12 protein-coding genes are annotated in these 16,426 nt (G+C 34.3%); 2 read left to right on the top strand and 10 right to left on the bottom strand.

Features of this window, described 5'->3' with window-relative positions; all coding sequences use genetic code 11:
* Nucleotides 1-61: 61 nt before the first annotated feature.
* The 8 genes from ABFR62_02335 to ABFR62_02300 all read right to left on the bottom strand — a co-directional run bounded on the left by ABFR62_02335 (nucleotide 62) and on the right by ABFR62_02300 (nucleotide 11,389).
* On the bottom strand, nucleotides 62-1,288 hold the full coding sequence (locus tag ABFR62_02335) for a divalent metal cation transporter (protein MEN8137247.1): 1,227 nt from the start codon (nucleotides 1,286-1,288) through the stop codon (nucleotides 62-64).
* 101 nt (nucleotides 1,289-1,389) lie between these two features.
* Nucleotides 1,390-3,738 (bottom strand): TonB-dependent receptor, encoded by a 2,349-nt coding sequence (locus tag ABFR62_02330; GenBank protein ID MEN8137246.1) that lies wholly within the window; start codon nucleotides 3,736-3,738, stop codon nucleotides 1,390-1,392.
* A gap of 301 nt (nucleotides 3,739-4,039) precedes the next feature.
* Nucleotides 4,040-4,912 carry a class I SAM-dependent methyltransferase gene (locus ABFR62_02325; protein MEN8137245.1) on the bottom strand — a complete coding sequence of 291 codons (873 nt, stop codon included), beginning with the start codon at nucleotides 4,910-4,912 and terminating at the stop codon, nucleotides 4,040-4,042.
* Between the two features lie 56 nt (nucleotides 4,913-4,968).
* The gene (locus ABFR62_02320) at nucleotides 4,969-5,148 is read right to left on the bottom strand and encodes a hypothetical protein (GenBank protein MEN8137244.1); all 180 of its coding nucleotides are present in this window, start codon (nucleotides 5,146-5,148) and stop codon (nucleotides 4,969-4,971) included.
* Between the two features lie 32 nt (nucleotides 5,149-5,180).
* Nucleotides 5,181-5,750: a pentapeptide repeat-containing protein gene (locus ABFR62_02315; protein MEN8137243.1), complete on the bottom strand. Its 570-nt coding sequence runs from the start codon at nucleotides 5,748-5,750 to the stop codon at nucleotides 5,181-5,183.
* 233 nt (nucleotides 5,751-5,983) lie between these two features.
* The gene (gene mnmG / locus ABFR62_02310) at nucleotides 5,984-7,858 is read right to left on the bottom strand and encodes a tRNA uridine-5-carboxymethylaminomethyl(34) synthesis enzyme MnmG (GenBank protein ID MEN8137242.1); all 1,875 of its coding nucleotides are present in this window, start codon (nucleotides 7,856-7,858) and stop codon (nucleotides 5,984-5,986) included.
* A 115-nt stretch (nucleotides 7,859-7,973) separates the two neighbouring features.
* Nucleotides 7,974-8,384: an rRNA maturation RNase YbeY gene (ybeY, locus tag ABFR62_02305; protein MEN8137241.1), complete on the bottom strand. Its 411-nt coding sequence runs from the start codon at nucleotides 8,382-8,384 to the stop codon at nucleotides 7,974-7,976.
* Nucleotides 8,381-11,389: a hypothetical protein gene (locus ABFR62_02300; protein ID MEN8137240.1), complete on the bottom strand. Its 3,009-nt coding sequence runs from the start codon at nucleotides 11,387-11,389 to the stop codon at nucleotides 8,381-8,383. Before ABFR62_02300 ends, ybeY begins: the two co-directional genes overlap by 4 nt.
* Nucleotides 11,390-11,567: 178 nt before the next feature.
* Between ABFR62_02300 and gltX the strand changes: the two genes are divergently transcribed.
* On the top strand, nucleotides 11,568-13,082 hold the full coding sequence (gene gltX / locus ABFR62_02295; protein MEN8137239.1) for a glutamate--tRNA ligase: 1,515 nt from the start codon (nucleotides 11,568-11,570) through the stop codon (nucleotides 13,080-13,082).
* A gap of 162 nt (nucleotides 13,083-13,244) precedes the next feature.
* The gene (locus ABFR62_02290; GenBank protein ID MEN8137238.1) at nucleotides 13,245-14,405 is read left to right on the top strand and encodes an MFS transporter; all 1,161 of its coding nucleotides are present in this window, start codon (nucleotides 13,245-13,247) and stop codon (nucleotides 14,403-14,405) included.
* A 124-nt stretch (nucleotides 14,406-14,529) separates the two neighbouring features.
* Here the strand turns inward: ABFR62_02290 and ABFR62_02285 are convergent, their stop codons facing one another.
* Nucleotides 14,530-14,820, bottom strand: a complete 291-nt coding sequence (locus ABFR62_02285) for a hypothetical protein (protein MEN8137237.1) — start codon at nucleotides 14,818-14,820, stop codon at nucleotides 14,530-14,532.
* 117 nt (nucleotides 14,821-14,937) lie between these two features.
* On the bottom strand, nucleotides 14,938-16,359 hold the full coding sequence (locus tag ABFR62_02280; protein MEN8137236.1) for a T9SS type A sorting domain-containing protein: 1,422 nt from the start codon (nucleotides 16,357-16,359) through the stop codon (nucleotides 14,938-14,940).
* Nucleotides 16,360-16,426: the final 67 nt, after the last annotated feature.

Raw genomic sequence — 16,426 nt, 5'->3', positions numbered from 1 at the left:
TTTATTACACACTAAACCAGAGCCTTAAACAAAGCATACACTCTATAAGTAAATAATGTGCTTAAAATTTAGTGTACAAGTAAACAAGTGATAGAGCTATCATAATCGAAATACCTATTAGCGATAATACAAACATAGTTCGTTTAGGTTTGTATTTCACAGGGAAGCTTTTACTTCTGACAATCTTTAAATTTAAGTAGGCCAAGACAGGAGCCGTTAAAAACGACAATGTAGTAGCTAAATCAACCATTTGCTTCATGTTTTTCATAAAGAAAATAATAACGATTGTTGTTCCAATAACAATCATTACGATCCACCAAAAGTATTTTATCTTTTGCTTAGTAAATCCTAATAACTGAAGAGTTTCACCCAATACTCTCGGATATGCATCCATTACACTTAAATTCGTACTCAACATAGTTGTAAATGCAGCAACAGCAATAATTGGATAAGCCCATTGCCCTATACTATCGGTGTAAATTCCCAATAACTGATTAGCAAAAACCCCTCCGCTTGACGATAGTTCTATTCCGGAGTTAAAAAGTGTCATACTTCCAAGAATAACAAAAAATACAGCTAAAAGTGCTGTACCCCAGTAACCAACCTTAAAATCGAAAAGAGCATTATTTAAACTAAATCCTTTATCTATTTTCTGACGTTCCCTGGTCCATACCGATTGCCACACAGTGATATCGATCGGCGCGGGCATCCAGCCAATCAGGGCGATAAAAAAGAACAGATGTGCAGGCTGAGTTAAATCCATTTCAAATAGAAACTGATCTGCCCTGCCCCAATTTTGCTCTACCGATAAAAAAGCTGCAACTAAACTTGTTATAGCAAGCGAAATAATAATCACTTTCATCATTTTATCGAGCAGAGAATATTTACCGATAACTAATATTGCGCCAACAATAATCAGCAAGAAAACAGAAATAAAACTAATCGGGATATCTAATCCAAAAATCTCCTTTGCCAAACCGGAAGTAACAGTTACTATGGCTGCCTGAATTGCAAACATGGTAAGAGCAGTAAGAGTGAGAAACAACCACAATGCCCAATCTCCAATTTCTTTATAGGCTTCTAAAACAGACTTCTTTTTTACAGCTGTATAACGACTCGCAAATTCGAAAAAGGGGTATTTTATAGCATTAGTTAGCAACACAATTAATACCATCCACAAACCAAAGTTTGCACCTGCTCTTGTAGATTGTACCAGATGCGAAACACCAACAGCTGCGCCTGCGTACAATAGTCCGGGACCGAGATTCTTTAAACTAAAATTCTTCATTATACTTTACTTTTCGGTCGCCGAAGATAAGTAAATTTACATACAATAGCCTTCAGGCATTAAATCCTAAAGGCTATTGCGTAATAAATAGTATAGTCTATTTAGAACATCCCGACCTTTACTCCAGCGTAAATTGTACGGGGTTGCGACGGACCGTAAATATATCCCGAATCACGGTTTGCTCCCGATTCGAAATCGTTTTGATAGGCATTTAATATATTATTTATACCTCCGCTTAATTCCATTTTTAAGCTGTTGTTTATCACAATATCGTAGCTGAGTTTTAAACCTAGTTCAATAAACTGAGGTGTTTCTCTTATTTCTAATGAAGTTTGATTGGCTACAAGCATTGATCCGGTATAAATACCTGTTACATTGGCCGAAAATTTATCTGTAGGTAGATATTGTAATGTCAGATATCCATATGCATCCGGCGATTTAAGCATCTCTTTTGTAGTAACGATAATCGGGTTATCAATATCGTCTCCGCTCTCTATTACAACCTCTTCAACTTCATACTCCGACTTCTGGAAAGTTGCTCCTAACTGAAAATTGATCTTTTCTGATACATAGGTATTTAATTCAAGATTAGCCCCCATTACCGAAGCACCGTCTCCGTTTCTTTTCTCAACCAAAACAATATTTTCGGGTAGCGTTGTATCATCGAAAACAGGAACATTTATGAAAGGATTACTTAATTTTGTATAAAATGCATCGGCAGTAAAATCGACAGTTGAGCTTCCGAAATACATGTTTTTCTCGTATCCAAGCGTAAAACTAGTCGATTTCTCGGCTTGTAATTCAGGGTTGATTCTAACAATTTTTGCTGATCCGCCAATAGTTTCTATATGTAAATCCTCGTCGAAAGCCTGAGGTGGTCTGAATCCCTGCGCATAAGTAAATCTTATCTGATCATTCGAACTAATATCGTACATAAGCGATCCACGTGGAGTAAAAACTTTCATATTTAAACTATTTACATCAGAGATTACATTATAATCATACAATCCTGTTATAGGCATGTAATCGTAACGTCCTCCAAGTAGTACCGTTGTTTTTTTCAAAGGTTGAAATTCATACTGAAGATAAATTCCGTAGTTATCGACCGTCTGATCTATTACTCTGTTGTAACCAGGCATACGGTCTATAACATTATTGTGCTTTGCTTCCACTCCGGTGGTAAGCGTAGAACTTTCGAAGGAATGCGAATATTGCATACCACCTGCAAAAGTCAAATCATCAGAATTACCGTAATAATTTGCCGCTAAAAGCTGATCGGCAGGATCATCTGAATTCCCTCCACTACCGTAATAACTATCGCGCTTCGTTGTTTGAAACGACAGGTAAGTAGAAAATTTATCCCGCATACTACTGTTATAAGCTTCGTACGATAGCTGACCACTTAAAATATCGTGAGCTGTTTGTTCGGTAACATCGGTTTGATGAGGCATTTTATCAAACATATTTCCTCCACGTCTGAAATCGTTTATAAAATGTATCTCCATTCCAAATCTGCTCAGATTATTGGGTTTGTAAAATGCCTTAGTCCCAAAAGAATAGGATTTAATTTTCGACAACTCCGAAAAACCATCGTCATTTGCATCAAACACGTCCCTGTTTCTGTAATTACCAAAGAAAGATACACCCGAATTATAATCTTCAGAAACTGTAGAAGAATTGAAAGTCACATTATTATCAAGTGTCTGTAAACCTATAAAAGAAGAGTTTATTCCTACCGAAAAAGTGTTTTCTATCGGATCTTTTGTGATAACATTTATCGTTCCGGCAATGGCGTTAGCTCCATATAAAGCCGACCCTCCACCTTTTACAACTTCAATGCGCTCTATCATATTAGCCGGAATCTGCTCCAGACCGTAAACCCCGCTTAAAGCCGAATACAAAGGTCTGCCATCTATCAATATCTGCGAATAAGCTCCCGCCAGACCATTCATTTTTACATCAGGTAAACCACAGTTCTGACAATTCAAATCAACTCTTAAACCAGGTGTAAAACTAAGACCCTGCGACATAGTTGAAGCCTGTGTTATTTCGAATATTCTATCACTTAATACATTTACTGTTATAGGCGATTCCTTTCTTGAAACTTCGTTCCGTGTAGAAGTAACAACTACCTGATCTAATCCAAAAACATCAGGTCTCAAATCAAAATCAAGATGTAAATGTTGACCTTTATTTATCTCTATGTTCTTTGTAGATGATTTATAGCCCATAAAAGATGCTACAACCGAATAATTTCCGGGTTCTACCTCCATGTGGTATCTGCCGTCGATATCGGTACTAACCCCTAAATTGAGTGACTTAATAACAACAGATACGTATGGCAATCGTTCTCCGGTTGAGGAAATATGACCTTCGATAGATGTGTTTTCTGTAAATGCTAAATTAGATAGACTAATAAATAAAAAAGCAAAAAGTAATTTTCTAAACATTAAACATTATTCTTAAATAGTATAAATAAAAACAATGCAAAGTAAATGTTAGAATATTTTAAAAACCATGATGATAATCATATTATTAAGAACTATTATAAATAATGAAAAATATGAAATAAATTAAGGATAAAATAATTATTCCAAAAATTGGAAACACAACACCATTATTGGAAGTTATTGTGGTTAAATAGGAAAAAAAGCCTAAATTTTCATCCCTCGTCTGTCCGTTTTACAGATTTTTCGACACAGTACATGCCAATAACAGAAAAACACTCTTAAATCGTCTTAAAATGGAAATTTAATTGATTTTAGACAGATAAATCAACGAAGAGGCTTCTTTTGAGAAGACTGCTTTCAAATTTGATAATAATCCGACGAAAATTGCTCTAAGAGGATTCATTTTACCACTTCTGTTTTTTTCGGAAATTAAACTAACATAAAATGCATCGAACCACATAGGATAAATTTTCGAAAGTTTTAATTCATTTTTTTGAAGAATAATATCAATAGTTTTTCTGGAAAAATGAAAAAGGTGACGAGGCACATCATAAGCAGCCCAAAATTGCTTATAATATTTCGCATCGTAACTTTTGTAATTAGGAAGCGCTATAATAATTAATCCACCCGGTTTTACAATTCTTTTTAAATGAGCAACTGTTTCCATAATATCGTAACGGTGTTCAAGCACATGCCACATTGTTACAACATCGAACGAATTATCTTCAAAACTTTCCAACGAAGAATCCCCGTTGATTTTAATTCCGAGTTTCTTTTCCGAAATTTCACGGGCTTTTTTTGTAGGCTCTACACCACTAACACTCCATCCTTTTGTTTTGCAAAAATTTAAAAAGTCTCCTGCCCCACATCCAATATCCAGAACCTCTCCTACACCGTCGAAATTATTATCGATAATAGAATATTTACTTTTCAGGTTGACTGATTTAACAAAATTGTAAACCTTATCGAAAAACGAACGCTCTTCATCTGAATGAGAATTGTATTCGTCAGATTCGTAATATCTCCCTATTTCATCCTGAGAAGGCTGCGGATTTGTAACCAATAGTTCTGTTTCTTCATCAATCAATAGCGAAAAGTCATTTTTGGTCACCAAATGATCTTTACAAACCATTAGATCTTTGAGATTATTTCCTGAAATAGGTGATGTGGTCATATTAACATTTAATTGGATGGTTGCTGAAAATGTGATATTACGAAAATAGAATAAAATCAGTCTTCTCTCTTTTTCTTGTACATAAACTGAATTGCAATAAAAACAAATCCGGCTATAAGCTTCCAGTAGTTATCACTGTTTGTTTGCCATGATAAATCAGAAAAGTCGATTATTATTAATACAGCTGTTATATAAACTATTGCTATTGCAATTATAATTTTACTAATTGTTGGCATTTTTTGGATTTATGATTTATAATTTTTCACTTCTAACTTCTAATATCCAACCCATACTTACTCAATAATGAATTAGCCCCCAAAATTGAGAATTTTGCTTTTTTCATCCTATTAATTTCAGGATTAATTGTGAAGTTATTTGCAGTCCTAAAATCGGCTTTTTCGAGATTTGTTTTTACAAAAACTGCCCCTTCCAAATCACAATTATTAAATTTTGATGACTGCAAATCACATTCCGTAAAATCCACTTCCTTAATATGACAATCTTCAAAAACTGTATTCTTAATTTTCAAAGCGGAAAATTGTGAATAATTTAAAATGCAATTTTGAAAAGAAAAGGACAACATGAAATTATTACAAGTACTAAAATCAACTCCTATCAATTTCGAATTTTTAAATTCAACATCCTTAAAGGCCACCTCAGAAATCACAACCGAAGAAAAATTACATTCATCAAAAACACATTCTACGAACTCTGTATTATAAAAGTTCTGCTCCGAAAAATCACAATTATAAAAACTACAGGAATCAAACTCTACATTTTTTAATTCGTCTTTAGTAAATATCTTTTTCTTGAATTCTTTATCTGATACTAATTTCATATTCTGGTATAAAATTTATTTCCTCCGATTCCTGAATTTGTCGAAGGACTGGTTGCTGGCTTTATTATTATTTCATTGTTCCACGTGAAACTTCAACTTCAGCAAACTCTCTAAAACCGTATAAACCAACAGTAAAATATACAACAGGGCGAAGCTGCTGGCATCAAAAAGAGAACCGACAACTAAACTAACAATGACTGAGTCGAACAAACGGTGACTGAGCGGAGCCGAAGTTACCTTCCCATATAAACCAATAAAACAGAAATATCAGACGGAGAAACACCGGATATCCTGGAGGCCTGAGATATAGTCTTAGGTCTAATCTTGTTCAATTTTTGGCGCGCCTCAAAAGACAATGACTTCAATTTATCGTAATCAAAATTATGCGGTATCTTAATGTTCTCAAGACGATTTAATTTGTCGGCATTAAGTTTTTCCTTATCGATATAACCCTGATACTTTACTTTAATTTCAACCTGTTCCAAAACCTCCGGATCAAACTTATTATCATCCAAAAACTTTTTCATCTTTGGAATTTCAAAAGTATCCTTCAAATCAATTTGTGGTCGCGAAACTGACTTAATAAACTTATCAGACTGCTTTACTGCAGCTGTTCCTTTTGCTTCTAACACAGGATTAATATCCTCCGCTTTTACACTTGTCTTATTTAAAAACTCAACAAAACTATCAACGTCAGATCTCTTTTTATCAAGTTTATTCATTCGCTCTTGCGTAGCCAACCCTATTTCAAATCCGCGTGGGGTTAATCTCTCATCTGCATTATCCTGACGCAACAAAGTTCTGTACTCAGCTCTCGAAGTAAACATACGATATGGCTCTTCAGTTCCCTTAGTAACCAAATCATCAATTAAAACTCCAATATAAGCCTCACTCCTACTCAACACAAACTCACCTAAATCGTGAACTTTATTATGCGCATTTACACCGGCAATCAATCCCTGTCCACCTGCTTCTTCATATCCGGTAGTTCCATTAATTTGTCCTGCAAAAAACAAATTCTTCACATTCTTTGTTTCAAGCGTATTAGTTAATTGCGTTGGAGGAAAATAATCGTATTCAATTGCATAACCGGGACGAAGCATCTTCACTTTTTCAAAACCTTCCATCCTTTTCATAGCCATCATCTGAACATCTTCGGGCAATGAAGTTGAAAAACCATTTACATACATTTCAATAGTTCCCCTGCCTTCAGGTTCAACAAATATCTGATGTCTGTCTTTAGCCGAAAAACGATCTATCTTATCTTCTATAGAAGGACAATACCTGGGACCAACTCCCTGAATTCTTCCGGCAAACATAGGCGAATCTTCAAAGCCAATTCGTAAAGTATCGTGAACAATCGGATTTGTATATGTAGTAAAACAACTCAACTGATTCTCTAATCCGGGAGTATCAGTAAACGAAAATTTACCGGGATTATCATCACCGGGCTGCTCTGTCATTTTAGAAAAATCCAAAGATCTGGAATCAACACGCGGAGGTGTTCCTGTTTTCATTCTACCCGCTTCAAACCCTAAATCAACCAATTGTTCTGTGATGCCAAACGCAGCACTTTCTCCAGCTCTACCTCCTCCAAATTGTTTTGTTCCAATATGAATAATTCCATTTAAAAAAGTACCATTAGTCAACACAACCGACTTTGATTTAATCTCAATTCCAAGCTGTGTCTTTACACCAACCACCTTATCACCTTCAATCAAAAGACCGGTTACCATATCGGCAAACAAATCTAAATTATCTATATGCTCTAAGGTCAACCTCCATTTTCTGGCAAATGCTATCCTGTCCGACTGTGCTCTTGGGCTCCACATAGCAGGTCCCTTAGACGTATTCAACATCCTAAACTGAATCATTGTATGATCGGTTATAATACCGGAATAACCACCCAAGGCATCAATCTCTCTAACAATTTGTCCTTTTGCAACACCGCCCATAGCAGGATTACAAGACATCTGTCCTATGGTTTCAAGATTCAAAGTAACCAACAAAGTCTTCGATCCGAGATTAGCAGCTGCAGCAGCAGCCTCTGCTCCGGCATGACCTCCACCAACAACAATTACATCATATATATCTGAAAAAACACTCATCTTAAATTATCTTGTTCCACGTGAAACATTAATTTCTTATATCTAAACATTGAAACAGTGTGATAAAAGTTCCACGTGAAACAATGCTTTATTTAAAACACTTATATCCTGTATTTTAAGCGCGCAAAGATAAACAATAATCTTCTTTAGAGCGCATTACCTTTTTATCATTCTCTGTCTTGTCTTTAAACCCGATATAATGCAATATCCCATGTATGACAACTCTGTCTAACTCATCTTTAAAGTCAATATTCAAATCTTTGGCGTTCTCGATCACTCTCTCGATACTAATAAAAATATCACCGGAAATCAAGTCACCCATAGTGTAGTCAAAACTTATAATATCTGTTAAAGTATCGTGATCCAAAAATTCAACATTTATCTTATGCAGATACTTATCATCGCAAAAAATATATTGTATCTCCCCCTCCTCTTTTTCGAAATTTTCGATACAATCAGATATCCATTTCTGAGTAGAAACTTCGTCTTCCAACTCAAAATCCATTTCATAATTAAACTCTATCATTTGCTCTCCTCAATTTTATTATTATAAAATTCATTGTAATCAAGTACTTCCCTTTGTAATATTTCATCCTGATAAAAAATACTGTCCTGCTTAATGCTTTCAATACTATAATCACCACTATGTTGATTAGCAGATTTACTTTTCCTCTTCTCTTCTTCCTCTTTTGCTTCACCTTTAAAGTCTTTCAAAAGCTTCTTAAGTTTTTCCTGTCTGTTCTTAATTTGTTTTGTGCCGGCGTGTTTCAATAAAGCTTTTTTCAACTCTTTTACTTCCTCTTCAAACTCAGAATTATTTTCACCACTCAACTCTCTCAACTTATTTTTAATATCTTCCTGCTTCTGAATAATATCAGAGATTTCTTCATCAGATAACTGTTCTCCGTTTTCTCCCGGAGTTTCAGAATTCAATTTTTGTTGCTCATCAATTAAATCCTGTGGAGTACCATTTTCACGTTTATTACCATCACCGGAAGACCCGGCACTTGCCTGGGCATTTAACATTTGCTCCTGAATATCACTCAATAAATCCGTAACAATATTAATATCTCTGAGTAACTCCCTTTGACGTTGATTTAATTTGCTCTCGTTATTCATATAATAAGCTTCATTGATTTTTTCGTAATAACCCTGTAGAGGATATATTAAATCAAAACTAGCTCTGCTAAAGCTTTCATTATCTAGAGCAAAATTATATAACCGCGAGTTAAGATGCGAAAGAGTATTTAACAGACTGTACTGAGAAACCTGATCAGGTCCTTCACTAATATCAAAATCGATGATTAAATTTTCTTCAGAATACGACAGCGATAAATACTCGTAAAACAGATATTCAAGCTCTTTAAGATCAATCGAAATTTGACTACCGGAAGCGGCACATGTAGACAGTTCTGATTGTAATTTATTTAAAATATTTTCTGAAGACTCCTGCATTGAATCAACATCCGAACCACTCTCCTTAGCATTTTCCTCTTCAATGTTTTCAATATCTTTTTCAAGCTGTTTTTTCAATAATTCATCTCCTTTTAGCTTAGAATATTTTTCAAGATTATCATTTAAAATATTTAAAGATTCATTTACATCACTCTTATATTTATTATCGGTTTCAGATGAAATATCCTTAAGCAGATCATTTAATTTTGCTGCTTCAGAACTCAACTTCTTTAACAACTCTGCAGCTGCTACTTTACGTAAAAAATTTAATGTTTTACTTTCCTGAAACTGATTTTTAGAATCAAGCTCATCATGTTTTTTTGTATTCTCCAATCCCTTCAAAGCATCTTCAATTTCTTTAAGAAGTTCCTGCTGTGCAATAATTGCCCTTTCTATCTCCTCCAACAATTCCTTATCACTAATAGAATTTAATTGTTTTGACAGGGTTATTTTCTCTTCCAGACTTTTCTCTACTTCTTTCTTTAGTTGCTCTAAACGTTTATTGTCGTTTAAATCATTTTTATCCAACCGCTCGAATTCTTTCTCAATCTGGTCGGAAACTATTTTCCGGTCAAGTTTATCGGAGTACGAATGCAGTAGAGAATCCTCTATAGTTTTCTCATTAACTGAAAGTTCTTCTGCAGAATAAAGTTTAATAAAAAATGGTAAAGAATAACTTGTCTTTACTCCATTATATCCATCATTATCTTTTACAAAAAATTTAATATAAACATCACCACTGTAATTAAGATCTCTGGTATTTACGCTAAATTGTTTATCTAGATTTTTTTGTTTATTAATATAATGTGATCGCGTATCTATAATTTTTCCTTCATCAATAATATTATATCCAACTCGGCTAATACCATAATCGTCGCTAGAGGAAAATCTAAAATTATAAACACCTAAATTAAACTTATCATCATCTGAAATATCGACTTTTAATTTTGGATATTGATCATCAATAACGCTTATGGTATACCCTAGTTTGATATAATTAATTAATTCCTCATTAGAAATCATCACCGAATAATAAAAAGAAGAATCTGCTGTAGATGAAAACTTCATTATTCCATCTTCTTTAACAAATTTTTGAATATAATCACCAGAGGCAAAACGGGCTGTTTCATCACTATATACATCAAGTAGCCAATCCACTTTACTGCCAACAGGAACAAAAACCTCAGCAAGATTTGTAGAGACAATTTTATTAAGTCCGGTATATTTTGGCGGAAAGGATTCCAGTTTTAAATATTTAATTTTTGGTCGTTTAATTATATTTAAAACAAATGAATAAGATCGATCAAAACTAGTTCCAATTTTGAATGATAAATCGGATATAGGATTATTAAATTTATGAGAATAAATTTCATTGATAGCAGACAATTCAAATACATCAACACCTTCGTAAAGAAATATTTGTTCAGCACTATTTGATTTAAAGATAAAATCAAACTCCTCTCCCTCTACTCCTCTCAAACTGTCGTTTAAAATGGTAATATTAAAATCCAATGGTTTATTAAACTTCTCATTAAACGATAGTACCCGTTCGGTAGGATTCGCAATAATAGAATCAAAGTTTATTAACGAAAGCAGAACAAAAAACAAAAGAGGAACCAAAGTAAGCTTTGAAAACAAAATTAGATTTTTAAGATTTATAGCTTTCAAAAAATTAAAACGAAACAAATCTTTTTCCAGTTGATTAATACTCTCTATTATCAAATCACCATTACCCAACTTCTCCAGTTGTAATAAATTTAGAAGCCGGTCATTAATTTCAGAATCAGATTCACCAATAAGAACAGAGGCATACTCTTTAGTAATTTGAAATTTCGGGATAAAACTTTGAACAAATGGAAAAATAACTTTGTAGGCAAGCCAGATAATACCAACTCCGAGACTTAAATAAAATAGAATAGTTCGTATGCTGCTGTCAAAATAAAATACAGATTCAACCAGAAGATATAATAGAAAATAAGCTCCGAAGAATAGTATAAAAACAATAAAGTTCTCAAGAGCTTTGTATAAATAAAGCTTTCGAATGAAGTTTTGTATTTTCCTTTTTATTGGATTCATTGATAGTAGCCTTCTAAACTCAGAATAAATATCAAAACTATCTTCTGAGATACACTTAATTAAATGTATTATCTTTGCAGACAATTTTTTAAAACTCCTCCTTATATAATTAATCAAAGGTCGTAAAGTTTTAATCAATATAGAAAAGTAGATAGATAAAAGATAATAATATTTCGTAATGGGAAAAAAAGTAAGAGTTCGTTTTGCTCCAAGTCCAACCGGACCTCTACACATGGGTGGAGTTCGTACAGCTTTATATAACTATTTGTTTGCAAAAAAACACGGTGGTGATTTTATTTTAAGAGTTGAAGATACCGATCAAAACAGATTTGTTGCAGGAGCCGAAGACTACATTGTTGAATCATTGAAATGGTGTGGTATTTCTCCTGATGAAGGACAGAGTGTTGGTGGTGATTATGGACCATACCGCCAGTCGGAAAGAAAAGAGCTTTACAAAAATTACGCCTTAGAATTAATAAATTCGGGGAATGCATATTACGCTTTCGATACTTCGGAAGAACTTGATGCACTTCGAAACCAATACGAAGCAGAGAAAAAGGTATTCACATATAATGCCGAAGTCAGAGGAAATCTGAATAATTCTCTGGCCCTAAGCCAGGATGAAGTAAATAAAAAAATTGAAGAAGGAGAGCAATATGTTATCCGTTTCAAAATGCCGGAAAACGAAATTCTGGAATTAAAAGATATTATCCGTGGCGATATGAAAGTTAATACTTCGGCATTAGACGATAAAATTTTATTCAAATCTGATGGAATGCCAACATATCATCTGGCAAATATTGTAGATGACCATCTGATGGAAATCTCTCATGTTATACGTGGTGAAGAGTGGTTACCTTCAATGGCATTACACGTGATGCTTTATAAAGCTTTTGGGTGGGAAATACCAGAATTTGCACACCTCCCACTCCTCTTGAAACCAACAGGAAAAGGAAAATTGAGTAAACGTGACGGTGACAAAATGGGCTTCCCTGTTTTTCCTCTTGAATGGAAAACAGAAGAATCTACATCGATGGGATACAGAGAAGAAGGATATTTTCCGGAGGCTTTTGTAAATATGCTTGCATTGCTTGGATGGAACCCGGGAACGGAAAAAGAAATTTATACTCTGGAAGAATTAGTAAATGATTTCTCTCTTGAAAAAGTTGGTAAATCGGGTTCACGTTTCGATCCGGAAAAAGCAAAGTGGTTCAACCAGCAATGGATGAAATTAAAAACTGATGAAGAAATAGCAGAACTCTTCCAGAAAGAATTACAGGCAAAAGGAATTGTTGAAGAAGGATTATTTGTAAAAGATGTTGTAGGACTAGTAAAAGAACGCGCAACATTTGTTTCTGATCTTTGGGAACAGTCTTCATTCTTTTTCGAAGCACCAACAGAATACGATGCTAAAGTTATCAAGAAACGCTGGAAAGGTGAAATGAATCAAAATATAGCCGATATAAGAACAGTTCTCGATAACCTTGACACATTCAACCGCGATTCTGCCCATGATGCTGTAATGGCTCTTGTAGAAGAAAAAGAATGGAATATGGGTCAGGTTATGAACTCCTTAAGACTTTGTATGGTTGGTGCCGGTAAAGGTCCTGATCTGTTTACAATTATCGAATGGGTTGGAAAAGCCGAAACACTTGCGAGATTACAGAAAGGTGTTGATGAGATTGTGAGGTAAAGTATTTAGACATTAGATTAAGAAAGTATTATTCACGGGGTGACTTCAAGTCACCCCGTGATTGTTTTAAATAACCTACATTTACAACTACCCTAACAAATAAACACAATTGACTAAGTCAATTGAAATAACCAAAATATTTAACGAAGCAATAAACACAAAATGACCGACTACAAAGAAAAGCAAGTATACCGCTACCTCATTATTGCATGGATATTTGTAGCTATAGGATTTCAGGGATGGAGAACACTATTCAATAACTTTGCCGTTGATGAAGTTGGAATTACAGGTATCGAAGTCGGGGCTATTCAGTCAATTAGAGAAATTCCTGGTTTTCTGTCTTTTTTGGTTATCTACCTGCTTATTTTCATTAAAGAACAAAGACTGTCGGCATTGAGTTTACTAACAATGGGTATAGGAGTGCTTTTTACGGGACTTTTACCTTCTTTTGAGGGTTTACTTATTACAACTTTTGTTATGTCGGTAGGGTTCCACTATTTCGAAACAACAAGCTCGTCATTGATACTTCAAAATTTCAACAAAATTGATTCGTCTATTGTTTTTGGAAAACTGCGGGCAGTAATGTCATTGACAAATATTGCTGTTGGTTCTGCAATTGTAGGACTTTCATATATATTACCTATAGAAATGAACTTTCTATTGATTGGTATTATAACAGTTTCAGGAAGTATCTACTTATTACTTAATCCCCCCGAAGTAGATGAAACTCACGAACAACACAAGAAATTCTTTTTGCGAAAAAAATACTGGCTATATTATGTTCTAAACTTTTTAAGCGGTTCCCGACGACAGATTTTTGTAGTTTTTGCAGTATTCCTTCTCGTAGAACGCTATAATTTTTCGGTGGGCGAAATAGCAGCTCTGTTTGTTGTAAATAATATAATTGGCTATTTTGCCAATCCACTTATTGCGAAATCCATAAATATCTTTGGCGAACGAAAAGTTTTGAGTTTCGAATATATCGCCTTAATATTTATTTTCTATGCCTACACACAATGGGACTGGAAATGGGGAGTGGCACTACTCTACATACTAGATCACATTTTCTTTAACTTTAGTTTCGGATTAAAAACATACCTGCAAAAAATTGCCGATCCAAAAGATATTGCACCTTCTAATGCAGTAGGCTTCGCTATAAATCACGTTGCAGCAGTAGTAATTCCATTTGTGGGTGGTGTTCTTTGGATGAGCAACTGGCAATTGCCTTTCTATGTAGGCGTGGGACTAAGTGTTCTTTCATTGGGATTTGTACAGGTGATAAAGACACAAGGTGAAAGACACAAGATGAAAGATAAAAGATAAAAGACACAAGATAAAAGATACCTGCCTGCGTGACACAGTCAGGTAGGAAAGTGAAAAGATGAAAGATAAAAGATGAAAGTGCATCTTCGAAAAACACTTTAGACTTTAGACTTTGACAACCAACTCAATCCAAATTCACATAAAAATCCTTAAACCCGGCTTTAACTGCAAGAACCCTGCGACCTTGTATTATTCTTTCCTGAACGGAAGAAATATCGCTCATCTTTACATCCGATAACCCGCTTTGACTTTCAAGTGCGTCCAATAATTTTACGGCACTGTCCTGTTTTATATGATATGTCTTCATTACCTGGGCAACCTCGGGAGGAGTACCTTCAGGAATTACCATTTCTGATGTTCCACATGAAATTAATAATCCAATTGCTATAACTAATATTGTTAAATACTTTTTCATCCCATATAAGATATTGATTTACAATAAAGTTAATAAAAAAACTACATACTAAAACTAATTCGGGCTAACGTATAAAATTCGTGATGACCGATAATAAAAACAAATGTGAAATAATTATTAATCAATAACTAACCTTCTTGTATAGTTAATTGTTTCCGATTCAAGTCTGATAAAATACAAACCCTTTTTAAATTTAGATTTTACAACTATTCTTTCAGGATTACTTGTGATTTCAGACTTATAAATAAGCTTCCCGCTAACATCACTTATCAATATCACACATCCTTTGGCATTTTCTATTGTAAATATTCCCTGTGACGGATTTGGATATAATTTTATTTTTGAAGCGGAAATATCATCTAAAGCAAGTGTTCCCTTTTTAAATATTCTTACATTCCCAGCATCTGTTCCATTTCCATCATTTCTCGAGGCACTTACTGCTAGCACTGATTCATCTGAACTTATACTCACCGAATAACCAAAATTATCAGATGCAGCCTCACCTTTAATATCATCTCCTACCTGAGCCCATGCATTATCAATAAACTCATAAATCCTTACTAATCCTGTACCGTAGTTATCACCTATTGCTGGTATTACAATTAAATCACCACTACTACTTAAACATATTCTTTCTCCAAATCCGGTACTGGTAAACCAACCACCTATATCTTCTCCCTTCTGGATCCATGAGCCATTTTTGTTCTCAAAAACCCTAACTTTACCAAACCAACCTTTATCACTAAATGCAATAACAGAACCATCGTTATTTATACGTATATCGCTGTGAGCTTGTTCTAAATCATCTCCTATCTGAGTCCAAACACCATCTACATTTTTATATATTCTTAAAACACTTATTGTTCCGCTTTTAATTGCAACTACATAACCATCACTACTCAATCTTACTTCTCTTCCAAACTGTTCATTATAACTATTACCTAAAATATCATCGCCAAACTGCTCCCAAGTACCTTCATTGTTCTTGAAAACTCTAACCCTACCATAATTTGGTCCTCCACTATCATTTTCGTGAGATCCTAATGCTATAATTGAGCCATCAGAACTTATATCTACAGAAAATCCAATACAATCACCTGTGGCTTCTCCATCAATTTCACCAATATTAATCCAACTACCTTCCTTATTCTCATAAATCCTCACTTTTCCCGAATCAGAACCATTTACATCGTTTCGGGGTGATCCGATAATTACTACTGAACCATCTGCACTTAAACTTACTGATATTCCACTGTTGTCACCTTCCTCACCATCGATATCTTCTCCCATCTGTACCCAATCTCCATCTACATTTTGGTAAATTCTTACATGTCCGGCATCTGTACCATTACCATCGTTATACTGTGTCCCGATTGCAACAATAGTTCCGTCTGCATTTAAACTAATTGAAGAACCACTCATATCTCCTTCAGCTTCTCCATCAATATCTCCTCCTATTTGAGTCCATCCCTGTCCGAAAATATTAAATGAAAATATTGTAAATAGAAGTGTCAATAATAAATAGTATAACTTTTTCATATCGCAACTATTAACATTAAACAATATCTATAGTCAAGATAATTTTTAGAAAGGATATTATCAGATG

The sequence above is a fragment of the Bacteroidota bacterium genome (genome assembly GCA_039714315.1).
Classification (GTDB): domain Bacteria; phylum Bacteroidota; class Bacteroidia; order Flavobacteriales; family JADGDT01; genus JADGDT01.
This window is presented reverse-complemented; position numbering and strand designations above follow the sequence as displayed.

Coding starts and splice junctions, on each gene's coding strand:
- ABFR62_02285 (MEN8137237.1), bottom strand. CDS start 14,820: ATGAAAAAGTATTTAACAATATTAGTTATAGCAATTGGATTATTAATT.
- ABFR62_02330 (MEN8137246.1), bottom strand. CDS start 3,738: ATGTTTAGAAAATTACTTTTTGCTTTTTTATTTATTAGTCTATCTAAT.
- ABFR62_02320 (MEN8137244.1), bottom strand. CDS start 5,148: ATGCCAACAATTAGTAAAATTATAATTGCAATAGCAATAGTTTATATA.
- mnmG (MEN8137242.1), bottom strand. CDS start 7,858: ATGAGTGTTTTTTCAGATATATATGATGTAATTGTTGTTGGTGGAGGT.
- ABFR62_02290 (MEN8137238.1), top strand. CDS start 13,245: ATGACCGACTACAAAGAAAAGCAAGTATACCGCTACCTCATTATTGCA.
- gltX (MEN8137239.1), top strand. CDS start 11,568: ATGGGAAAAAAAGTAAGAGTTCGTTTTGCTCCAAGTCCAACCGGACCT.
- ABFR62_02300 (MEN8137240.1), bottom strand. CDS start 11,389: ATGAATCCAATAAAAAGGAAAATACAAAACTTCATTCGAAAGCTTTAT.
- ABFR62_02335 (MEN8137247.1), bottom strand. CDS start 1,288: ATGAAGAATTTTAGTTTAAAGAATCTCGGTCCCGGACTATTGTACGCA.
- ybeY (MEN8137241.1), bottom strand. CDS start 8,384: ATGATAGAGTTTAATTATGAAATGGATTTTGAGTTGGAAGACGAAGTT.
- ABFR62_02315 (MEN8137243.1), bottom strand. CDS start 5,750: ATGAAATTAGTATCAGATAAAGAATTCAAGAAAAAGATATTTACTAAA.
- ABFR62_02325 (MEN8137245.1), bottom strand. CDS start 4,912: ATGACCACATCACCTATTTCAGGAAATAATCTCAAAGATCTAATGGTT.
- ABFR62_02280 (MEN8137236.1), bottom strand. CDS start 16,359: ATGAAAAAGTTATACTATTTATTATTGACACTTCTATTTACAATATTT.